This window comes from Cellulomonas aerilata (assembly GCF_007991755.1).
GTDB classification, from domain to species: domain Bacteria; phylum Actinomycetota; class Actinomycetes; order Actinomycetales; family Cellulomonadaceae; genus Pengzhenrongella; species Pengzhenrongella aerilata.
Genome location: NZ_BJYY01000021.1, coordinates 159,532 through 179,810 on the forward strand (window position 1 = coordinate 159,532; position 20,279 = coordinate 179,810).

21 protein-coding genes are annotated in these 20,279 nt (G+C 75.4%); 1 reads left to right on the forward strand and 20 read right to left on the reverse strand.

The genetic code is table 11. The annotated features are described in order from the left end of the window. The first annotated feature begins 413 nt into the window (after nt 1-413). Nucleotides 414-962: a murein hydrolase activator EnvC family protein gene (locus CAE01nite_RS16850; RefSeq protein WP_146906672.1), complete on the forward strand. Its 549-nt coding sequence runs from the start codon at nt 414-416 to the stop codon at nt 960-962. A 29-nt stretch (nt 963-991) separates the two neighbouring features. Here the strand turns inward: CAE01nite_RS16850 and CAE01nite_RS16855 are convergent, their stop codons facing one another. The 20 genes from CAE01nite_RS16855 to CAE01nite_RS16950 all read right to left on the reverse strand — a co-directional run bounded on the left by CAE01nite_RS16855 (nt 992) and on the right by CAE01nite_RS16950 (nt 20,224). Then, nucleotides 992-1,918 carry a FliA/WhiG family RNA polymerase sigma factor gene (locus tag CAE01nite_RS16855; protein ID WP_146906673.1) on the reverse strand — a complete coding sequence of 309 codons (927 nt, stop codon included), beginning with the start codon at nt 1,916-1,918 and terminating at the stop codon, nt 992-994. 59 nt (nt 1,919-1,977) lie between these two features. Further along, nucleotides 1,978-2,940 carry a tyrosine recombinase XerC gene (locus CAE01nite_RS16860; RefSeq protein ID WP_146906674.1) on the reverse strand — a complete coding sequence of 321 codons (963 nt, stop codon included), beginning with the start codon at nt 2,938-2,940 and terminating at the stop codon, nt 1,978-1,980. A gap of 178 nt (nt 2,941-3,118) precedes the next feature. Then, nucleotides 3,119-4,474: a DNA-processing protein DprA gene (locus CAE01nite_RS16865; RefSeq protein ID WP_146906675.1), complete on the reverse strand. Its 1,356-nt coding sequence runs from the start codon at nt 4,472-4,474 to the stop codon at nt 3,119-3,121. Further along, nucleotides 4,471-6,006 carry a YifB family Mg chelatase-like AAA ATPase gene (locus CAE01nite_RS16870; RefSeq protein WP_146906676.1) on the reverse strand — a complete coding sequence of 512 codons (1,536 nt, stop codon included), beginning with the start codon at nt 6,004-6,006 and terminating at the stop codon, nt 4,471-4,473. Before CAE01nite_RS16870 ends, CAE01nite_RS16865 begins: the two co-directional genes overlap by 4 nt. Nucleotides 6,007-6,046: 40 nt before the next feature. Continuing rightward, a complete protein-coding gene (locus tag CAE01nite_RS16875) occupies nt 6,047-6,403 on the reverse strand; it encodes a YraN family protein (RefSeq protein ID WP_146906677.1) in 357 nt (118 codons plus the stop codon). A gap of 161 nt (nt 6,404-6,564) precedes the next feature. Next, nucleotides 6,565-6,888: a DUF2469 domain-containing protein gene (locus CAE01nite_RS16880; protein ID WP_146906678.1), complete on the reverse strand. Its 324-nt coding sequence runs from the start codon at nt 6,886-6,888 to the stop codon at nt 6,565-6,567. Nucleotides 6,889-6,934: 46 nt separating this feature from the next. After that, nucleotides 6,935-8,098, reverse strand: coding sequence for a ribonuclease HII (gene rnhB, locus CAE01nite_RS18880; RefSeq protein ID WP_222595967.1), 1,164 nt, complete (start codon nt 8,096-8,098; stop codon nt 6,935-6,937). A 2-nt stretch (nt 8,099-8,100) separates the two neighbouring features. Continuing rightward, entirely contained in the window at nt 8,101-8,841 is a 741-nt protein-coding gene (gene lepB, locus CAE01nite_RS16890; RefSeq protein WP_307725010.1) for a signal peptidase I, read from the reverse strand. A gap of 154 nt (nt 8,842-8,995) precedes the next feature. Continuing rightward, a complete protein-coding gene (rplS, locus tag CAE01nite_RS16895; RefSeq protein ID WP_146906679.1) occupies nt 8,996-9,355 on the reverse strand; it encodes a 50S ribosomal protein L19 in 360 nt (119 codons plus the stop codon). A 327-nt stretch (nt 9,356-9,682) separates the two neighbouring features. Continuing rightward, a complete protein-coding gene (trmD, locus tag CAE01nite_RS16900; protein WP_146906680.1) occupies nt 9,683-10,471 on the reverse strand; it encodes a tRNA (guanosine(37)-N1)-methyltransferase TrmD in 789 nt (262 codons plus the stop codon). A 1-nt stretch (nt 10,472) separates the two neighbouring features. Further along, complete coding sequence (rimM, locus tag CAE01nite_RS16905) at nt 10,473-11,063, reverse strand: ribosome maturation factor RimM (protein WP_146906681.1); 591 nt, start codon at nt 11,061-11,063, stop codon at nt 10,473-10,475. A 133-nt stretch (nt 11,064-11,196) separates the two neighbouring features. Beyond that, nucleotides 11,197-11,436, reverse strand: coding sequence for an RNA-binding protein (locus CAE01nite_RS16910; RefSeq protein WP_146906682.1), 240 nt, complete (start codon nt 11,434-11,436; stop codon nt 11,197-11,199). Further along, on the reverse strand, nt 11,436-11,864 hold the full coding sequence (gene rpsP, locus CAE01nite_RS16915) for a 30S ribosomal protein S16 (protein WP_146906683.1): 429 nt from the start codon (nt 11,862-11,864) through the stop codon (nt 11,436-11,438). Before rpsP ends, CAE01nite_RS16910 begins: the two co-directional genes overlap by 1 nt. A 202-nt stretch (nt 11,865-12,066) precedes the next feature. Then, the gene (locus CAE01nite_RS16920; RefSeq protein WP_246131295.1) at nt 12,067-13,164 is read right to left on the reverse strand and encodes an amidohydrolase family protein; all 1,098 of its coding nucleotides are present in this window, start codon (nt 13,162-13,164) and stop codon (nt 12,067-12,069) included. Between the two features lie 49 nt (nt 13,165-13,213). Next, nucleotides 13,214-14,806, reverse strand: coding sequence for a signal recognition particle protein (ffh, locus tag CAE01nite_RS16925; RefSeq protein WP_146906685.1), 1,593 nt, complete (start codon nt 14,804-14,806; stop codon nt 13,214-13,216). An 85-nt stretch (nt 14,807-14,891) separates the two neighbouring features. After that, a complete protein-coding gene (locus CAE01nite_RS16930; RefSeq protein ID WP_246131296.1) occupies nt 14,892-16,760 on the reverse strand; it encodes a [protein-PII] uridylyltransferase in 1,869 nt (622 codons plus the stop codon). Between the two features lie 2 nt (nt 16,761-16,762). Beyond that, nucleotides 16,763-17,104, reverse strand: a complete 342-nt coding sequence (locus CAE01nite_RS16935; protein ID WP_146906686.1) for a P-II family nitrogen regulator — start codon at nt 17,102-17,104, stop codon at nt 16,763-16,765. Then, nucleotides 17,104-18,468 carry an ammonium transporter gene (locus CAE01nite_RS16940; RefSeq protein WP_146906687.1) on the reverse strand — a complete coding sequence of 455 codons (1,365 nt, stop codon included), beginning with the start codon at nt 18,466-18,468 and terminating at the stop codon, nt 17,104-17,106. Before CAE01nite_RS16940 ends, CAE01nite_RS16935 begins: the two co-directional genes overlap by 1 nt. 173 nt (nt 18,469-18,641) lie before the next feature. Beyond that, nucleotides 18,642-19,835, reverse strand: a complete 1,194-nt coding sequence (gene ftsY, locus CAE01nite_RS16945) for a signal recognition particle-docking protein FtsY (RefSeq protein ID WP_146906688.1) — start codon at nt 19,833-19,835, stop codon at nt 18,642-18,644. Between the two features lie 44 nt (nt 19,836-19,879). Continuing rightward, nucleotides 19,880-20,224: a hypothetical protein gene (locus CAE01nite_RS16950; protein ID WP_146906689.1), complete on the reverse strand. Its 345-nt coding sequence runs from the start codon at nt 20,222-20,224 to the stop codon at nt 19,880-19,882. Nucleotides 20,225-20,279: the final 55 nt, after the last annotated feature.

Here is a 20,279-nt window from a genome sequence, read left to right on the forward strand (position 1 = left end):
GGCTGACGCCGGCCGGAGCCGGACCGCTGTCAGCACGTCCCCGTCTGCCCGCGACTGGACCAGGTCCGGTGGCGGGATCGCGGGAGTGGGCGCGCGAAGTCGACCGGCGCAGGCCGGTCGCGGCGCCTACTGTACCCGAACCCGCAGGGCGGTCCGGGTTCTGCCGGTGAGGCGTCGGTGTGAGCCCGTGCACAGCGGTCGGGCCGACGTGGACGCGGACGTGGTGCGCGGACGCGACGCCCCCTGTCCCGTGGTCGGGGTCGCGTGCGTGGTCAGGGTCGCGTGCGTCCCGCGGGACGGCCCGCTCACGAGGACGGCGTCACCCGTCCCCAGGCGAGAGGTGCGGCCTGTCGTCCACCGGCGCGCGGCACGGACCTCCGCGGAGCCGTCGTCGCCCCCGCACGCTCGGGTCCATGGTGCGGGCGACGGTCGTGGCGGGTCTGCTGGCTCTGGGCACGGCATGGGCCGTGGCCGACCTGGCCGGGGCCGGCGGCTCGGGACCGCCGGCAGTGGTGACGTCCAGGGTCGGGCCGGCGTCGGACCGCCCGGCCGCGCTGATGTCCCCGCCGCTCGACGCCCCGGTCACCGTCGCCCGCCCGTTCGACGCGCCACCGCAGCCGTGGGCGCCGGGCCACCGGGGCGTCGACCTCGCCGCGTCGCCGATGCGGGCGGTCCGGGCACCGGCGGCCGGCGTCGTGACGTTCAGCGGCACCGTCGTGGACCGCGGGGTCCTGACGATCACCCACGACGACGGGCTGCGCTCGAGCCTGGAGCCGATCGTGCCCGGGGTCACCGTCGGGCAGCGGGTGATCGCCGGCCAGGTCGTCGCCACGGTGGCGGGCACGCCGGGGCACTGCGCGCCGGCCACCTGCCTGCACTGGGGGCTGCGGCGCGGGGAGACGTACCTCGACCCGATGCGCTGGGTGCTCGACCGCGGTCCGGTCGTCCTGCTGCCCGGATGAGCGTCGACGGGAGCGGCGCCCCCTCGGCGTCAGGCGCGCTCGGACTCCAGGAGGGTCGTGCGCAGCCGCGCCATGGCGGCGCTGTGCATCTGCGAGATGCGCGACTCGCTCACCCCGAGCACGCGGCCGATCTCGGCCAGCGTCATGTTCTCGTAGTAGTAGAGGACCAGGACGATCTTCTCCCGCTCCCCCAGCTGCTCGATCGCCCGGGCCAGCAGGTACTTGGTCTCGTGGCTCTCGAACGAGCCGGCCGGGTCCGGTGTCCGGTCGTCCCGCAGCGTGTCTCCGAGCGACAGCGAGTCGCCCCGCTCGCTGCCGGCGCCGAGCAGCTCGTCCAGCGCCGCCACGTTGACGGTCGAGATCTGCGCGAACACCGAGCGGAGCTCCGCGACGCCCAGGTCGAGGCGGGCGGCGACCTCCGACTCGTGCGGTCGGCGGCGCAGCTCGCCCTCGAGCTCGGCGTAGGCACGGTCGACGGCCCGGGCCTTGGCCCGCACCGAGCGCGGGATCCAGTCCGTCGCCCGGAGCTCGTCGATGATCGCGCCGTGGATACGCGAACCGGCGTACGTCTGGAACTTGACGCCGCGCCCGGGCTCGAACTTCTCGATCGCGTCGATGAGGCCGAACATCCCGGCCGACACGAGGTCCGCGTGCTCGACGCTGCTGGGCAGCCGCATCCCGACCCGGCCGGCGACGGCGGCGACCAGGGGTGCGTAGTGCAGGATCAGCCGCTCGCGCTGGAGACGGTCCCCGGTCGCCTTGTACGCCTCCCACGCGGCCGCGATGAGGTCCGCGACGGGCGAGTCGGACAGGTCGAGCTCGATCTCCTCCTCGAGCGCGTCCCCCTCGAGGACCGCGGCGACCTCCGCGACGACGTCGTCCTCCACGACGACGACGTGGTGTGGGGGTCGCGGTCGAGGCACGCCGAAGCCGACGCCGCGAGGAGCCGGGCTCATCCCTGCCCCTGTCCCTGTCCCTGTCCCTGTCCCTGGCACGCGTCCCCTGGCGGCGTCGGTCATGCGCGCGGATGGGCCTGGCGGAAGGAGTCGCGCAGCCGCTCGGCGGAGACGTGCGTGTACCGCTGCGTGGTGGCCAGGCTCGAGTGCCCGAGGACCTCCTGCACGCTGCGCAGGTCCGACCCGCCGGCCAGGAGGTGCGTCGCCGCGCTGTGGCGCAGGGCGTGCGGGGCAATGTCGGCCACCCCGGCGGACCGCGCGACGTCGTGGGAGGCGCTGCGCAGCTGGCGCTGGTCCGCCCGGTTGCCGCGGCGGCCCAGGAACAGCGCCGGCCCGGACCCGTCGACGGCCAGCCGGGGGCGCCCCGTCGCGAGCCAAGCCCGCACGGCACGCGCGGCCGGGACGCCGAACGGGACCACGCGCTCCTTGCCACCCTTGCCGAGGACGCGCAGGGTCCGCTGGTCCAGGTCCACGTCGTCCACGTCCGCGCCGGCGATCTCACCGACGCGCGCCCCGGTCGCGTACAGCAGCTCCAGCGCCGCCCAGTCGCGCAGGTGGATCGGGTCGCCGTCGTCGGCCCTGGTCCGGGCCGCCTCGAGCATCCGGGCGGCGGGCTCGACGTCGAGCACGGTCGGCAGGTGGGCGGGGATGCGCGCCGAGGCCAGCCGGAGGGACGGGTCCTGGGACACCCGTCCGGTGCGCTGGGCCCACGCGAAGAAGACCCGGACCGCGGCCGAGCGGCGTGCGATCGTCGAGCGGCTCAGGCCCCCGCCGACCATCGACGCGAGCCACCCGCGCAGCACGCCGAGGTCGACCGCGTCCCACGTCGGGCACCCGTGCTGCGTGGCGTGGTGCCACAGGTGCGTCAGGTCGCCCACGTAGCCGCGGACGGTGTGGGCGGACAGGCCCCGCTGCAGTGCGAGGTGGTCGGCGAAGTCGTCCAGCGACGGCGGCGGTCCGGCGTCCCCGACCGGGTGAGACGCGCCGTCGGCTGGTCGCGGGGCGTCGCCCGCCGGCCGCATGGTGTCTTCGCTCCCGGAGGACGCCCCGGCCGACACGGGTGCGGCGGGTCCAGCGAGCGGCTCGGTGGGTCCGTCCTGCCGTGTCTCCGTCCCCTGCACGGAGCCAGTGTGACTGACGTCATGGCGTGCGCCGACACACGTCCCACGGTGCGGGCTCCGCGATGCCTGTGCTGCACGGTCACGGCGCCCGCCGTCCTCCGGCCCGGCGCACCCGTACCCAGCCGCCGTCCCGCTGCGCCGCCAGCCCGGCCAGCTCGAGCATGCCGAGTGCGCCGCGCACGTCGTGCTCCCCCAGGCCGGCTGCCCGGCAGATCGAGCCGACGGGCGCCGGCCGGACGACCGGCAGGGCGTCGACGACCCGGCGTGCGTCTGGGTCCAACCCGTCGGTGTCCCGAGCGTCGGCGCCTCGCCCGTCGGGGCCCCCGCCGGCGGAGCCCAGGGCGCCGGGTTCGGGCGACCCCGAGCGTCTCTCCGGCGCGAGGTCGGCGCCGAGGTCGCCGGCCAGCTCGGCCACCTCGGCGGCGTCCGTGACGCACACCGCGGACCCGTCGCGCAGGATCCGGTGGCACCCGGCCGAGGCCATGGACGTCACCGGACCCGGCACCGCACCGAGCGGGCGCAGCAGCCCGACCGCGTGCGCGGCCGTGCTGAGCGCCCCGGACCGCCAGGCCGCCTCGACGACCACCGTCGCCCGGCCGGCGGCCGCGATGAGCCGGTTGCGCTGCAGGAACCGCGTCCGGCTCGGCACGCTGCCCGGTGGCACCTCGCTCACCACGGCGCCGCCGGTCTCGAGCACCTGCCGGAGCAGTGCGGCGTTCCCGACCGGGTACGGCCGGTCCACGCCGCCGGCCAGCAGCACCACCGTGGCGGCACCCGCGGCGACCGCCCCGCGGTGCGCGGCCGCGTCGATCCCGTACGCGCCGCCCGACACCACCGTGAACCGGCGGTCTGCCAGGCCGACCGCCAGGTCCGTGGCGACGTGGTCGCCGTAGGCGGTCGAGGCACGCGCCCCGACCAGCGCGACCGAGCGGGTGACCAGCGGGCCGACGTCCGCGGCCCCCCGCACCCACAGGCACGGCGGTGCCGCTGCGCCCAGGTCGTCCAGCCCGACCGGCCAGGTGGCGAGGCCGGGGTAGGTCACCGTCCCGCCGAGGGACTCGAGCCGGTCCAGGTCGCGGTCCGGGTCGAGGTCGTGCCACCGGGTGGCCCACCGCGCGACCGCCGCGGCCAGCCGTCGACGCGTCCCCTGGTCGAGCGCACCGACCACCTCGACCAGGTGCTCGACCGAGCGGCGCGGCAGGCGGACCGCGGCGGCCCCGTCCCCCTCGCCGGTCGGGACGGTCGCCGGGCCCAGCACCTCGCCGACCCACCGCAGTGCCCCCGGCGCCCCGAGGGCGGACACCAGCGTCCCGGCCGCGGTGTCCCCCGGCTCGGCGAGACGGCTCCACGCCGCCCGGGCACGACGCTCGTCGTCGGCGGCGGGGACCTGGCCCCGGGAGTCTGCCGGCGTGGACGGGGTGGCTGCCGTGGTCATGCGCTCACCTGCCCCCGGGTGCGCAGGAGCAGGCCCTGACCGATGTCGGACCGGCGGGGCGTGGGGCGTCCGGCCAGGTCGGCGAGGGTCCACGCCACCCGCAGCACCCGGTCCACCCCGCGCAGGCTGAGCGCTCCGCGGTCCAGGGCCCGGTCCAGGTCGGCCATGAGCGACCGGTCCGCTCCGAGCGAGGCCCGCAGCCAGTGCCCGGGCACCTCGGCGTTCGTCCGCCACGGGGTGCCGGCCAGCCGCTCGGCCTGCCGGGCCCGGGCCGAGCGGACCCGTGCCGCGACCGCGTCGGTCGCCTCGCCGGCCTCGGTCCCACCGATCTGCACGCGGGAGACGGCGTGCACCTCCACCTGCAGGTCCACCCGGTCCAGCAGCGGCCCCGACAGGCGCGACCAGTACCGGCGCCGCACGACCGGCGGGCACACGCAGCCCAGACCCTTGCCGACCGCCTTGCCGCACGGGCACGGGTTGGCGGCCAGCACGAGCTGGAACCGCGCCGGGTACCGCGCCGCGCCGCCGGCACGCTGGATGACCAGCTCGCCGTGCTCGAGCGGCTGGCGCAGCGTCTGCAGGACGCCCGGGGAGAACTCCGGCGCCTCGTCCATGAACAGCACCCCCCGGTGCGCCCGCGACGCCGCACCCGGCCGGGGCACCCCCGACCCGCCGCCGATGATCGCGGCCGCGGTCGCGGTGTGGTGCGGGTCCTCGAACGGCGGCCGGCGCAGCAGCCCGCCGGCCGGGTCGAACGTGCCCGCGACGGAGTGGACCGCGGTGACCTCCACCGCGTCGTCGTCGGACAGGTCCGGCAGCAGCCCGGGCATCCGGGCGGCGAGCATCGTCTTGCCGGCCCCCGGTGGGCCGACCATGAGCAGGTGGTGCCCACCCGCGGCCGCGACCTCCAGCGCGGCGCGCGCCTCGTGCTGGCCCAGCACGTCCGCGAGGTCCGGGACGGGGGGCCGCTCCGGTGGCGGGCCCGGTGGTGGTGCGGCGGTCCGCTCGGGCCGCGGGATGTCGGCGCCGTGCCGGAAGGCCACCTCCGCGAGCGTCTGGGCGGCGACGACGTCCGCGCCCGGGACGAGCAGCGCCTCGGCGGCGTTGGCCTCCGGGACGACGACGCGCGGTCGCCCGGCCGCCACGGCGGCCGACACCGCGGGCAGCACGCCGCGGACCGGACGCAGCCGGCCGTCCAGGGCGAGCTCGCCGAGGTGGACGACCCCGGCGGTGCGGGACGCGTCGACCACACCGGCCCCGGCGAGCATCGCGACCGCGATCGCGAGGTCGAACCCGGACCCGGCCTTGGGCAGGGACGCCGGCGAGAGGTTGACGGTGATGCGCCGCTGCGGCCACCCCAGGCCCGAGGACGTGATCGCGGCCCGGACCCGGTCGCGGGACTCGGCGAGCGCGGTGTCCGGCAGGCCGACCAGCGTGAACCCCGGCACGGACGCCGCCAGGTGCGCCTCGACCTCCACGAGGTGGCCGGACATGCCGAGCGGGCTCACCGCGAGCGTGCGGCCCAGCGCCATCAGACCGGCCCCGTCGGACGGTCCACCGCAGCAGTCCCCATCAGACGATCCCCACCAGGTGCTCCACCTGCGCAGGTCCGCTGCGGGGCAGCACCACGGCGATCACGTCGATGCGGATGGACCGCGGGCGCACGTCGTGGACGGCGACCCACTGGGCCGTCAGGCGCCGCAGCCGGGCGACCTTGCGCGCGGTGACCGCCTCGGCGGGGTGCCCGAACCCGACGCCGCTGCGCGTCTTGACCTCGACGGTGACCAGGGCGCCGTCGTCGAGGGCGACGATGTCCAGCTCGCCGTCGGCGCCGCGCCAGTTGCGGTCGAGCAGGCGCCACCCCGCGTCCTGCACGTAGCGAGCGGCGACGTCCTCCCCGTGCCGCCCGACGGCGTCCTTGGCGCGCATGCGACCACCTCCGCGAGGCAGCCTGCCGCCAGGTCCCGTCGCGCCGGACGTGCGCAGGGGACGGGGTGTGGACGTGGTCGCCGGTCAGCCGACCGAGGTCGGGCGGACCGGGGTCGCGTGGAGCCGGGTCGCGCGGAGCAGGGTCGACCGGCGGACCCGGCTCAGTGCCGGAAGCCGCCCCCGCCGGGGACGTCGAGCTCCGCCTTGGCCAGCTCCTCGACGTTGACGTCCTTGAAGGTGACCACCCGGACGGACTTCACGAAGCGCGCCGAGCGGTAGACGTCCCACACCCAGGCGTCCGCGAGCCGGAGCTCGAAGTAGACCTCGCCCGCCGCGGACCGCACCTGCAGGTCCACCTGGTTCGCGAGGTAGAACCGTCGCTCGGTCTCCACGACGTACGCGAACAGGCCCACCACGTCGCGGTACTCACGGTAGAGGGCGAGCTCCATGTCGGTCTCGTAGTTCTCGAGGTCCTCCGCGCTCACCGGTCCATCATGGACCATCCCCGCAGGTGGTGCGGTCGCCGGCCGGTCAGCGAGCGGCGTGCGCGAGCCACCGGTTGGCGTCCCCAAGCTCGGCCATCTCGGGACCGGCGCGCTCCGCCCGGTCGTCGTCGCCACCCTCGCCTGCGACGTCGTCGCGACCCTCGCCGGCGTCGTCGTTCTCAGCTTCGCCGAGGTCGTCGTCCGGCAGGTCGTCGCCGTCCTCGTCCGCGCCGTCCTGCAGGTCGTCGCCGTCCTCGTCCTCGTCACCCAGGAGGTCGCCGACGTCGTCCCCGAGCCCCCGGGCGAGGTCGTCCGGGTCCCCGCCCAGCACCTCGTCGCCCGCGGGCCCGAGGAGGTCGTCCGCCGACACGGACCCACCGTCGCCGGCCACCGCGCCGCCGAGCACCACGTCGCCGCCCACCGCGCCGTCGGCCACCGTGCCGCCGGCCACCGCCGGGACGTCGAACAGCCCGTCGCAGGCCGGGCCGACGAGCCCCGGCAACCGCCAGCTCTGCCGGTGGTGGACCGACGGTCCCAGCCGCCGCAGCGCCTCGACGTGCGCCGCCGTCGAGTAGCCCTTGTTGACCTCCCACCCGTACCCGGGGTGGGACACCGCGAGCTCGGCCATCAGGGCGTCCCGCGTCGTCTTCGCGAGCACGCTCGCGGCGGCCACCGACGAGCACTGCAGGTCGGCCTTGATCATCGTGCGCACCACCGGCGGCGGGACCTCCGCGAGCGGGGTGCCGTCGAACAGGGTCGGCTGCTGCGGGCGGGAGAGCCAGTCGTGGTTGCCGTCCAGCAGGACGACGTCGGGCCGCACGGGCAGCGCCGCGAGCGCCCGGGTGCCCGCCATCCGCAGCGCGGCGATGATCCCGTGCTCGTCGATCTCCTCCGCGGTCGCGTGGGCGACGGCGTGCCCGACCACCCACCGCCGGATCCGCGGCACGAGCGCGACGCGGGCCTGCGGGGTGAGCAGCTTGCTGTCCCGCACACCGGCGAGGGGACGCTGGACGCTCGCGTCGACCAGCACGATCCCCACGGTCACCGGACCGCCGAGCGCGCCGCGGCCCACCTCGTCGCACGCGCCGACCAGCGTGTGACCCGCGCGCAGCAGCGACTTCTCGACGCGCAGACCCGGCACGCGGGAGCGCGGGGTCCGGGTCGCCGTGCGCGTCGGCGTGCTCGCCGGCGTGCGGGTCGGTGCCCCCACGGCTACGGCTCCGGGACCGGCTCGAACGTGGCGCCCGGGTTGCGCAGCAGCGTGAACCGGTCGGCCGGCCAGACGGTCACGAACGCCACCCCGACCACGTTGTCGACCGGCACGCTGCCGCCGCCCGGGTCACCGAGGTGGTAGCGCGAGTCCTGGGAGTTCTGCCGGTTGTCGCCCATGACCCACAGGTTGCCCTCGGGCACGACGACGTCGAACTGCACCTCGCTGGGGATCGAGCCCTCCCGCACGTACGGCTCGGAGACCTCGACGCCGTTCACGGTGACCGGAGCCCCGCCACCGTCGGACGCCACCCGGTCCCCCGGCAGCCCGATGATCCGCTTGATGAGGTGCTCGCCGGAGTCCTGCGGCAGCAGGCCGACGTACGTCAGCACCGACGTCGTCCACTCGGCCAGGGGCGACTGCTCCTCCGCGACGACCGGCGGGAGCCAGCCGCCCGGGTCCTTGAAGACGACGACGTCCCCGCGGTGCACGTCCAGCGGGCCCGGTGCCAGCTTGGTGACCAGGACGCGGTCACCCTCGATCAGCGTGTCCTGCATGGACGCGCTGGGGATGTAGAACGCCTGGAACAGGAAGGTCTTGATGACCAGCGACAGCAGCAGCGCGCTGGCCAGGATCACCACGGTCTCGCGGAGCCAGGCGCCCCGGGAGCCGGTGGGGTGACCGCCGGTGCCGGGCTCCCCTGACGGGCTCGTCTCGGGAGCGGGCATGGGCTGGTCCTTCACGCGAACACTGTGCCATCCCGCGCGCCGCGGGCCTAACGAGCGGCCCCGTGCCGCCGCCCACGCGAGGCCGGACCGGCCGACACCCCCAGGTACGCCAACGGGCGGCCACCCCAGGGGTGACCGCCCGTCGAGGGACAGCGTTCAGCGCACCGGACTACTTGGCCGGGACGGCGTCGCGCTTCTCCTTGATCTTCGCCTTCTTGCCGCGCAGCTTGCGCAGGTAGTACAGCTTCGCGCGGCGGACGTCACCGCGGGTCACGACCTCGATGGACTCGAGCGTCGGGGAGTGCACGGGGAAGGTGCGCTCCACGCCGACGCCGAAGCTGACCTTGCGGACGGTGAAGGTCTCCCGCACGCCGCCACCCTGGCGCGCGATGACCGCGCCCTGGAAGACCTGGATGCGGGAGCGGTTGCCCTCGACGACCTTGACGTTGACCTTGAGGGTGTCCCCGGGCCGGAAGGCCGGGATGTCGGTGCGCAGCGATGCTGCGTCGACCGCGTCGAGCGTGTGCATGTCGTGTCACTTCCTCGCGCTGCCACAGGTCAGGCGCGTGTGTCGAGGGCGCCCTCGAGGGGCGCCTGATGAGTGTCCAGCGGTGGTGCGGCGGGCGTGGGCCCGCAGGTCGTGACCATCCCCCCTGTGGCAGGGACGAGACCGGCGCACACCGACCGACCAGTCTGCCACACGGCCGGCCCGGGGCAGAACCGGCGGCCCCTGTGCCGTGCACCTCAGGCGCTCTGCTGTGCACCTCGCGCGCTGCGCCGTGCACCTCAGCGCGGTGCTCTGCACCCGGCCTCAGGCGCTGTGCCGTGCCCCCGCGGTGCGCCGGGCCCCGGCGCGTCAGGCGTCCGGCGACGTCGGCCGCACCCCGTCCGCGGTGACCGTCCAGCCGGCGTCGGCCAGCACCGCGACGTCGTGCCGGTCCAGGGAGGCAGGATCCAGCGCGGCGACCAGGTCGGGGCGGCGCGACGCCGTCCGGCGCAGCGCCTCGTCGCGCCGCCAGCGCTCGATCCGCGCGTGGTGCCCGGACGTCAGCACCTCGGGCACGTCCAGCCCCGCCCAGCTCGGCGGGCGGGTGTAGACGGGGTACTCGAGCAGGCCGGCGGCACCGTGCGACTCCTCCACGAGCGAGTGCGGGTTGCCCACCACCCCGGGCAGCAGGCGCGCGACCGCCTCGACCACCACGAGCGCGGCGACCTCACCGCCGTTGAGCACGTAGTCCCCCAGGGACACCTCGGTCACCCGGACGTCGTCACGGGAGCGGTAGTGCTCCATCACCCGGGCGTCGATGCCCTCGTACCGCCCGCAGGCGATGACCAGGTGCTGCTCGCCGGCCAGGATCTCGGCCGTGCGCTGGGTGAACCGCTCCCCCGACGGCGTGGGGACCAGCAGGTGCGCGCCGGGGGTCAGCACGTCGTTGAGCGCCGATCCCCACACGTCCGGCCGCATGACCATGCCCGCCCCGCCGCCGACCGGGGTGTCGTCCACGGTGCGGTGCCGGTCGCTGGTCCAGGTCCGCAGGTCGTGCACGCGCACGTCGAGCAGCCCGGACGCACGGGCCTTGCCGACGAGGGACAGCTCCAGCGGCGCCAGGTACGCGGGGAAGATGGAGACGACGTCGATCCGCACGTCAGTCCTCGTCGGCGTCGGGCTCGCCGGCGGCCGACCGGGCGCCAGCCGGGCCGACCGTCTCCTCCGAGACGACGAGGTTCTCCACGTCCGACGCGAGCAGCCCGCCGGGCGGGTCCAGCACCACGCGTCCGCCCGGGACGTCCACGACGGGGACGATCGCGTGCACGAACGGCACGAGGGTGCGAACACCGGAGCCCTCCTCCACGAGCACGAGCACGTCGTGCGCGGGCAGGTGCTCCAGCCCCGCGATCGTGCCGAGCAGCCGCCCGTCGACGTGCTCGGCGCGCAGCCCGGTGAGCTCGTGCGGGTACCAGGCGTCCTCCTCGTCGTCGTCGTCCGCCTCGACGACGAGCACGACGCCCTGCAGCGCCTCGGCGCCGGTGCGGTCGGCGACCTCGACGAAGCGCGCGAACCACTTGCCGTGCTGCGAGCGCGTCCCGGCGACCGTGAGCGGTCCCGCGGCGGCGGGGTCGGTGTGGAGCACCTGCCCGTCGGCCAGGCGACGCCCGGGGTCGTCGGTGCGCAGGTCGATCGCGACCTCCCCACGAAGCCCGTGGGCACGGCCGATGCGGGCGACGGTCAGCTGCATGGGGTCTCTCCACAGGGACGCAGGGGACGAGCGGTGGGGCGGGCGGTGAGCCCGCCGACGACGCAAGGCCCGGCCCCCAGGCGTGGGGACCGGGCCTTGCGTCGGTGGAACGGTCGGGTCGGGTCGGCGCTGCTCAGCGCCGGTCGACGTCGACGACGTCGACGCGGACCGACCCGTCGGCCGACAGCGCGCTGACCACCGTGCGCAGCGCGCGCGCGGTGCGCCCGCCGCGGCCGATGACCCGACCGAGGTCCTCGGGGTGCACCCGGACCTCGAGCAGCTCACCGCGGCGCAGGGTCCTGGTGGCGACCTGGACGTCGTCCGGGTGGTCCACGATGCCCCGCACCAGGTGCTCCAGCGCGTCGGCGAGCATCAGGCCTGCTCGTCCGCGGTGCCGGACTCGTCGGCGGCCGGGGCCGGCGCGGCGGCCTTGGCCTCGGCGGCACGCGCCTTGGCCTTCTCGGCGTCGAGCGCGGCGGCCTCGATGGCGGCGGCCGGGTCGACCTTCTCACCCTTGACGCGCAGCGTGCCCTCGGCGCCCGGCAGGCCCTTGAACTTCTGCCAGTCCCCGGTCACCTTGAGCAGCGCGAGGACCTGCTCGGTCGGCTGCGCGCCGACGCCGAGCCAGTACTGCGCACGCTCGGAGGAGATGTCGATGAGCGACGGCTCCTCGGTGGGGTGGTACTTGCCGATCTCCTCGATGGCGCGGCCGTCGCGCTTGGTGCGCGAGTCGGCGACGACGACGCGGTAGTACGGCTGACGGATCTTGCCCATGCGCTTCAGACGGATCTTGGTGGCCACGGTGTGGTCTTCTCCTGGATGTGAGCTGAGGTGGCCGGGGACGCGTTCCCGTGGGGGCAGGTCGGCAGCCCGGCCGAGGGACTCCGCGCGCGGCTAGAGGGTCCGCGCGCCGAGTACAGCGGGCCATTCTGCCAGACGGCGACCGCACGCCCCAACCGGACGTGCGTCACGTCCGGCCGGGGGCGGAGGTCCGGGGCCGGCGCTACGCCCGGCCCGGCACCACGACCCCACGCAGCACGACGGCGCGCGGGTCGGCCAGCACCCGGGCGTCCCGGCGCGGGTCGGCGTCGTACACCACGAGGTCCGCGCTCGCACCCTCCTCCAGCCCGGGGACGCCGAGGTACGCGCGGGTGCGCCAGCTCGCGGCGGCGACGACGTCGGCGTCGGGCACCCCGGCACGCAGCAGCTCGGCCGTCTCCGCCGCCAGGCGGCCGTGCTCGATGGTGCCGCCGGCGTCGGTCCCGACCAGCAGCGGAACCCCGGCGTCGTGCAGGTCGCGCACGTGCTCGTGGCGGCGGGCGTGCATGCGCCGCATGCGGGCGGCGTAGACCGGGTAGCGGTGCGCCTGGGCGGCGATCGCCTCGAACCGCTCGACCTGGAGCAGCGTCGGGGTGACCGGGATGCGCCGGCGCGCGACCTCGTCGATCTGGTCGGGCGTGAGGCCGGTGCCGTGCTCCAGGCAGTCGACCCCGGCGGCCAGCAGCCCGGGGATCGCCTCGGTCGCGAACGTGTGCGCGGTGACGCGGGCACCGTGCTCGTGCGCGACGGCGATCGCCTCGGCGAGCACGTCGTCGGGCCACAGCGGCCGCAGGTCGGCCTCGGGCCCGAGGTCCCGGTCGATCCAGTCGGCGACGAGCTTGACCCACCCGTCCCCGCGGTCGGCCTCCTCGGCGACGGCCGCCGGCAGGTCGCTCACGGCGTCCAGCTCGCGCCCGTAGTGGCGCAGGTACCGCTTGGGGCGGGCGAGGTGGTGCCCGGAGCGGATGAGCCGGGGCAGGTCGGCGCGCGCGTGCACCCAGGCCGTGTCGGACGGCGACCCCGCGTCGCGGATCAGCAGCGTGCCGGCGTCGCGGTCGGCCAGGGCCTGCGCCTCGGCTGTCGCGGCGTCCACCGGGCCGTCGGCCCCGAGCCCGATGTGGCAGTGCACGTCGACCAGGCCGGGGACCGCCCAGCCCTCGACGGTGACGACGTCGCGCGTCAGGTGGCGGGGCACGGTCGGGCGCTCGAAGGTCACCCGGCCGTCGACCGCCCACAGCTCGCCGACCTCGCGGTCGTCGTCGAGACCGACGGTGCCGCGCACGTGGACGACGCTCACCGTGGCCCCCGCACCCGCCCCGCGTGCGCCGCGGTCAGCGACCGAGGAACTTCTCGAGCCCGGCGGGCAGCTCGAGCTCGGCCGGGCCGACGGGCTGGTCGGGCGCGGCGCCGAGGCCGAACGCCGACCCCTGGCCGGCGCGCGGCGCCACCCCGGCGGCGCGCTGGCTCGCCAGGCGCTCCTGCTCGGCACGCTTGGCGGGGTTGCCGGACTTGCCCTTCTTGCTCCGCGGGGGCGGGGCCTGCTTGCCGCGGGCCTTCTTGCCGCCGCCCATCCCCGGCATGCCGGGCATGCCCGGCATGCCGCCGCCCTTGCTCATCTGCGCCATCATCTTCTGCGCCGCGGTGAACCGCTCCAGCAGGCCGTTGACGTCGGTCGTCGTGGTCCCGGAGCCCTTGGCGATCCGGGCCCGGCGCGAGCCGTTGATGATCTTGGGGGTGCGCCGCTCGGCGGGCGTCATGGAGCGGACGATCGCCTCGATGCGGTCGACCTCGCGCTCGTCGAAGTTCTCCAGGGCCTCCCGCATCTGGCCCATGCCCGGCAGCATGCCGAGCATCTTCTTCATCGAGCCCATCTGCTTGAGCTGCTGCATCTGGACGAGGAAGTCCTCGAGCGTGAAGCCCTCGCCGGACGCGAGCTTGGAGGCCATCGCCTCGGCCTGGTCCGCGTCGAAGGCGCGCTCGGCCTGCTCGATGAGCGTCAGGACGTCGCCCATGTCGAGGATGCGCGACGCCATGCGGTCCGGGTGGAACACCTCGAAGTCGGTGAGCTTCTCACCGGTCGAGGCGAACAGGATCGGGCGGCCGGTCACCGAGGCGACCGACAGCGCGGCACCACCGCGCGCGTCGCCGTCGAGCTTGGACAGCACGACGCCGGAGAAGCCGACACCGTCCAGGAATGCCTGCGCCGTGGCGACCGCGTCCTGACCGATCATCGCGTCGATGACGAAGATCGTCTCGTCCGGCTCGATCGCGTCGCGGATGTCCGCGGCCTGCTGCATGAGCTCGGCGTCCACGCCCAGGCGTCCGGCGGTGTCGACGATGACGACGTCGTGGTGGCGGCTGCGGGCGGTGGCGACACCCTCGCGGGCGACCCACACCGGGTCGCCGGTCGGCGCCTCGTACTCCGACGCGACCCCGGGGTGCGGGGCGAACACCGGCACACCGGCACGCTCGGCGACCACGCCGAGCTGGGTCACGGCGTTCGGCCGCTGCAGGTCCGCGGCGACGAGCAGCGGCGTGTGCCCCTGCGAGCGCAGGTGCAGCGCCAGCTTGCCGGCCAGCGTCGTCTTCCCCGCACCCTGCAGGCCCGCGAGCATGATGACGGTCGGGGGGTTCTTGGCCAGCCGCAGCTGGCGGGTGGCCCCGCCGAGGATCCCGACGAGCTCCTCGTTGACGATCTTGACGACCTGCTGCGCGGGGTTGAGCGCCCCGGAGACCTCCGCGGAGAGCGCACGCTCGCGCACGGAGGCGGTGAAGGCGCGCACCACGCTGACGGCGACGTCGGCGTCGAGCAGGGCACGACGGATCTCGCGCACGGTGGCGTCGATGTCCGCCTCGGACAGCCGCCCCTTGGTGCGCAGGTTCTTGAAGGTCGACGTCAGTCGGTCGGACAGGCTCGCGAACACCGCTGATTCCTCACGTTCGCTGGTCGATCACGGGACGCCCCAGACTACCTGCGTCCCCGAGGGCCGGACGTGGAGGGCTCCGCGCTCACGCCCCCCGCCGCTCCGGCTGCCCGTCGGCATGCCGCTGGGCAGGCCCCTCGGCAGCCCTCTCGGCATGTCCCACCTCGAGCGCGAGCGCCGCCCGGGCCGTCAGGCCGTCGACGAGCCGGGCCCGCCAGGCCGTCCACGCCGTGGGACCCGCCGCGGACGCGTCCGCCTCGGTCAGGGCCCGCAGCAGCTCCAGCACGTCGGGCCGGTGGTCGACGGCGTCCAGCAGCTCGCGCAGCGTCGCGGGGTCGTCCGGGTCCCGGGTGGTCGCCAGCTCGGCCAGCGTCAGGTGGTGGCGCACGAGGCGCATGGCGTCGGCGGTGTCGCGGGCCCGGACCCCCATGCGGGTGAGGATGACCCCGACCAGGCGCTCACCCTCCCGGGAGTGGTCCCGGACGCCGGCGCGCTTGCCGATGTCGTGCAGCAGGGCCGTCAGCAGCAGCGTCTCGGGGCGGCGCACGTCACGCCGCATCCGCCCCGCGATCGCGACGGTCTCGACGAGGTGACGGTCCACCGTGTGCCGGTGGATCGCCGCGCGCTGCGGCCGGTTGCGCACCCCGGCCCACTCCGGGATCCAGGTCGTCACGACGCCGGCCAGGTCCAGGGCCTCCCACACCGGCACCTGCGCACGCCCGGACGCGAGCAGCTGGCCGAACGCCTCCCGTGCAGGTGGCGGCCACGGCTCCGGCAACGACGGCGTCTGGGTCAGGCTCGCCACGGTGACCGGGGACAGCGTCAGCCCGGTGCGGGCGGACGTCGCCGCGGCGCGCAGTGACAGCAGCGGGTCCGACGCCGGCTGCGCGTCGACGGCCAGCAGCAGCTCGCCGTCGTGCTCCACCAGCCCCTCCCCCACCGACCGCAGCCGCGGGGCGCCCCGTCGGCCACGGACCAGCACCGGACGGCGGGTGACCAGCGGCCGCTGCAGGGCCTGGCGCGCGTTGCGGACGGTGGTGTCCAGCGCGTAGGAGATCACCCGGCCGGCCTCGGCGACGCTGGCGAGCAGGTCGTCCGCGTCACCCAGGCCGAGCAGCTCGGCGACCTCGTCCTGGTCGGCCAGCAGCAGCCTGTTGGTGTGCCGCCGGGTCACCACCTGCAGGGCGTCGCGCACGTCCAGCAGGTGCTCGTAGGCGTGGTCGACCGAGCCGTGGGGCCGGTCGGTGAGCCAGGTGGCGGCGAGCGCGGTCAGCACGACGGCGTCGCGGATGCCGCCGCGGGCCTCCTTTAGGTCCGGCTCGAGCAGGTACGCGAGCTCGCCGTGACGCTCCGCGCGCTGCTTGGTGGTGCTCAGCAGCTCGGGCAGGCGGCGCCGGGCGGCGGCGCGCCAGTCGGTGAGCAGGGCCGACGTCGCGCGGTGGACGACGAGCGCGTCCCCGGCGACCGGCCGCAGGTCCAGCAGGCCGACGGCGGCGGGCAGGTCCTTGGACGCGACCTGGCGGCACTGCGCCAGGGACCGCACGGAGTGGTCGAGGTCCAGCCCGGCGTCCCAGATGGGGTACCAGAGCCGCTCGGCCAGCCGGGTCAGGTCCTCGGCGCTGCGCCCCCGTCCGTCGTGGACGAGCAGCAGGTCCAGGTCGCTGCAGGGGCTGGCGTCCCGTCGCCCGATGCTGCCCACCGCGCCGAGGGCGACGCCGTCGGTGTGCGGCAAGTCCGCGGTCGCCTGGTCCCACAGCTCGGCCAGCCGGGCCGAGACGAGCTCGGTCACCGCCGTCCGGCGCTGCGGGCCCGGGGTGGACGTCCGGCTCAGCCGCGTGGCGAGGTCGAGCCGCTCGGCCTTGAGGCCCCGCACCCCGGACGGGGGGCGCGGGACCTCCAGGTCGTCGTCGGACGCGCCCCCGGGGCCGTGCGCGGGCATCGGGGTCGCGGTCATCGCTACAGGGCGTCCGTGCCGTGCTCGCCGGTGCGGACGCGGGCGACGTCCTCCACGGGGACGACCCACACCTTGCCGTCGCCGATCTTGCCGGTCTGCGCGGCCTTGATCAGCACCTTGGTGATCAGGGTCGCGTCCTCGTCCTCGACGAGCACCTCCACCCGCACCTTGGGCACCAGGTCCACCGTGTACTCCGCACCGCGGTAGACCTCGGTGTGACCGCGCTGGCGGCCGTAGCCGCTGGCCTCGCTCACCGTCATGCCCCGCACGCCGGCGGCCTCGAGGGCGGCCTTCACGTCGTCCAGTCGGTGGGGCTGGATGATCCCCGTCACGAGCTTCGTCATCACTTCGCCTCCGTCGTCACCCGGGTGTCGCCCAGGGTCTCGTATGCGGGCTCGGCCGCGCGGCCACCCGTGTCCCCGCCGCCCAGCCGGCGGGCGCCGCCCAGCGTCTCGTACGCCGTCTCGCCGTGCACCGCCTGGTCCACGCCGGCGACCTCGACCTCGTCGCTGACGCGCAGCCCGATCGTGGCCCGCAGGATCGCGCCGATGGCGAACGTCACCGCGGCGGAGATCACGACCGCGACCAGCGCGACGACGACCTGCGTGCCCAGCTGGGTCACGCCGCCGCCGTAGAACAGGCCGTTCTGCGCGCCTTCCGGGTACCAGGCGTTGTTGGTGTCGGTCGCGAAGAAGCCGATCAGCACCGTGCCGACCAGACCGCCGACGAGGTGGACGCCGACGACGTCGAGGGAGTCGTCGTAGCCGAACCGGTACTTCAGGCCGACGGCCAGCGCGCACAGCACGCCCGCCACGACGCCGATGGCGATGGCACCGAAGGTGTCCACCGCGGCCGCGGCCGGGGTGATCGCGACCAGGCCGGCGACGACGCCGGACGCGGCACCGAGGGAGGTGGCGTGGCCGTCCCGGAACTTCTCCGTCAGGAGCCAGGCGAGCATGGCGGCGGACGTCGCGACCAGGGTGTTCAGCCACGCCCGACCCGAGACGTCGTCGGCGGCGAACTCCGAGCCGGCGTTGAAGCCGAACCAGCCGAACCACAGCAGGGCCGCGCCGAGCATGACGAACGGCAGGTTGTGCGGGCGCATCGGCTCACGGCCGAACCCGCGGCGCTTGCCCAGCAGCAGCGCGAGCACCAGCCCCGCGACGCCGGCGTTGATGTGCACGACCGTCCCGCCCGCGAAGTCGATCGGCGTCGACCAGCCGCTGGTGATGCCGTCGGCGCCGAGCAGCCCGCCGCCCCACACCATGTGCGCGATCGGCACGTAGCAGAAGGTGACCCACAGCGCCGTGAAGACGAGCCAGGAGCCGAACTTCGTGCGGTCCGCGATGGCGCCGCTGATCAGGGCGACCGTGATGATCGCGAACGTCGCCTGGTAGCCGACGGCGACCAGCGCCGGCACGCCGGACGCGGCCATCAGGCTCTCGTCGTCGGTCAGGCTCGACAGGCCGAAGTACTCCAGCGGGTTGCCGACGAAGCCGCCGATGTCACCGCCGAAGGTGCCCGAGTAGCCCCACAGCACCCAGATGAGAGCCACGACGCCCATCGCGCCGAAGCTCATCATCATCATGTTCAGGACCGACTTGCCGCGCACCATGCCGCCGTAGAAGAACGCCAGACCCGGCGTCATCAGGAGCACGAGCGAGGAGGACATCAACATCCACGCTGTGTTTCCGGTGTCCAGTTCCATCGAGATCGCCTCTCCGAAATCGCCAGCCGGTCGGCTGGATCCGGGCTCCACCCTCCGGGACGGCGATTTCGGCGGCGCACCTGGCGTGTTACCGGCAGGTGACAGTCGCCGCGCGCGCGTAAAGATCGTGTTTCCCCGCTGGCGCGGCGGGCATGAGCGGGTCCCGGGACGCGTCAGGCGACGCCGAGCAGCCCGTCGACGAAGTCCTCCGGCTCGAACGGCGCCAGGTCGTCGGCGCCCTCCCCGAGCCCGACGAGCTTGACCGGCACGCCGAGCTCGCGCTGGACCGCCACGACGATGCCGCCCTTGGCGGTGCCGTCGAGCTTGGTCAGCACGATCCCGGTGACGCCGGCGACCTCGGCGAACACGCGCGCCTGGTTCAGCCCGTTCTGCCCGGTGGTCGCGTCCAGGACGAGCAGCACCTCGGTCAGCGGCGCCTCCTTGGTGATGACGCGCCGGATCTTGCCCAGCTCGTCCATGAGGCCGGCCTTGTTCTGCAGCCGCCCCGCGGTGTCCACCAGGACGACGTCCGCGCCGGTCTCGCGGCCGTGACGCACGGCGTCGAAGGCGACGGCGGCCGGGTCGGCGCCGTCCCGGTCCGAGCGGACCGTGTGGACGCCCACGCGCGAGCCCCAGGTGGTCAGCTGGTCCGCCGCCGCCGCGCGGAACGTGTCGGCCGCGCCGAGCACGACCGTGCTGCCCTCGGCCACCAGCACGCGCGCCAGCTTGCCCACCGTGGTGGTCTTGCCGGTGCCGTTGACGCCCACGACCAGCACGACGGCCGGGACCTGCCGGGACCCGTCGTCGGTCAGGCCCGGCACCGTGTTGAGCGAGCGGTCCAGGGACGGGTCGACGAGCTCGATCAGCTGGTCGCGCAGGATGGCGCGCACGACCGCCGGGTCCTTGACGCCCTCGACCCGGACGCGCGAGCGCAGCGCGTCGATGAGCTCGCCGGTGGGTCCGGCACCGACGTCGGCCAGCAGCAGCGTCTCCTCGAGCTCGTCCCAGTCGTCCTCGGTGAGGTGGTCGCGGGACAGGACGGCGAGCAGGCGTGCCCCCAGCGGGGACCCGGACCGGGCGAGCCGGCCGCGCAGCCGTGCGAGGCGGCCCAGCACCGGCTCGGGGACGTCGAGGGTCGGGGCGGGTCGCTCCAGGACGTCGACACCGGTCGGCGCCGCGCCGACCACGTCGGCGTCGCCGTCGACGTCGCGTGCGGGTGCCGGGCTGGGGACGCGGCGTGCGGTGGTGGGTGCGGGCGGCTGCGCGGGGCCGCGGCCGCGACGGCGGACCAGCACACCGGTCGCCGTGCCCACGACGGCCAGCGCCGGCAGACCGATGGCCAGGAGGAGTTCGAGGGTCTCGTTCACACCCGACATCCTGTCAGTCGTGAACCGTCCGGCTCACGGGCGGGTCAGCGGCGGGTCAGGGCCGACACGCCGCGGGTGGCGCGCTCGCGGGCGCGGGCCAGGGTCTCGGTCAGGTCCTCGACGGCGAGGTAGGCCGGGTCGTCGACCTCGGCCGCGGCCAGCAGCTCGTCGAGCGAGGTCTCGACCGGCTCGTCGGAGTCGTCGCCGGCGTCGGCGCGCGCGTCGTCCCCCGGCGCCGTCCGGCGGGTCCGGAGCGCACGCAGCCCGGCGACCAGGTGGCGGAAGAACCCGCGCAGGCTCCCGGTGCGCCCCCCGGCCGAGCCGGCGACGACCAGCACGGCGGCGGCCGCCACGAGGGCGAGGAACGTCCAGACGACGAGCGTGAGCATGCGCCGATCCTCCCAGACGGGCCCGGGCACGTGCGTCAGGAGCCCACCGGTGGAG

Bases quoted from the DNA above. Each gene is read 5' to 3' on its own strand.
- CAE01nite_RS16870 (WP_146906676.1), bottom strand. From the start codon at position 6,006: ATGGCGCTGGGCCGCACGCTCGCGGTGAGCCCGCTCGGCATGTCCGGC.
- CAE01nite_RS16855 (WP_146906673.1), bottom strand. From the start codon at position 1,918: ATGAGCCCGGCTCCTCGCGGCGTCGGCTTCGGCGTGCCTCGACCGCGA.
- CAE01nite_RS16935 (WP_146906686.1), bottom strand. From the start codon at position 17,104: ATGACGAAGCTCGTGACGGGGATCATCCAGCCCCACCGACTGGACGAC.
- rplS (WP_146906679.1), bottom strand. From the start codon at position 9,355: ATGCACACGCTCGACGCGGTCGACGCAGCATCGCTGCGCACCGACATC.
- CAE01nite_RS16860 (WP_146906674.1), bottom strand. From the start codon at position 2,940: ATGCGGCCGGCGGGCGACGCCCCGCGACCAGCCGACGGCGCGTCTCAC.
- CAE01nite_RS16850 (WP_146906672.1), top strand. From the start codon at position 414: ATGGTGCGGGCGACGGTCGTGGCGGGTCTGCTGGCTCTGGGCACGGCA.
- CAE01nite_RS16865 (WP_146906675.1), bottom strand. From the start codon at position 4,474: ATGACCACGGCAGCCACCCCGTCCACGCCGGCAGACTCCCGGGGCCAG.
- CAE01nite_RS16930 (WP_246131296.1), bottom strand. From the start codon at position 16,760: ATGACCGCGACCCCGATGCCCGCGCACGGCCCCGGGGGCGCGTCCGAC.
- CAE01nite_RS16910 (WP_146906682.1), bottom strand. From the start codon at position 11,436: ATGCTCGCCGACGCGCTGGAGCACCTGGTGCGGGGCATCGTGGACCAC.
- CAE01nite_RS16875 (WP_146906677.1), bottom strand. From the start codon at position 6,403: ATGCGCGCCAAGGACGCCGTCGGGCGGCACGGGGAGGACGTCGCCGCT.
- rimM (WP_146906681.1), bottom strand. From the start codon at position 11,063: ATGCAGCTGACCGTCGCCCGCATCGGCCGTGCCCACGGGCTTCGTGGG.
- CAE01nite_RS16950 (WP_146906689.1), bottom strand. From the start codon at position 20,224: ATGCTCACGCTCGTCGTCTGGACGTTCCTCGCCCTCGTGGCGGCCGCC.
- CAE01nite_RS16940 (WP_146906687.1), bottom strand. From the start codon at position 18,468: ATGGAACTGGACACCGGAAACACAGCGTGGATGTTGATGTCCTCCTCG.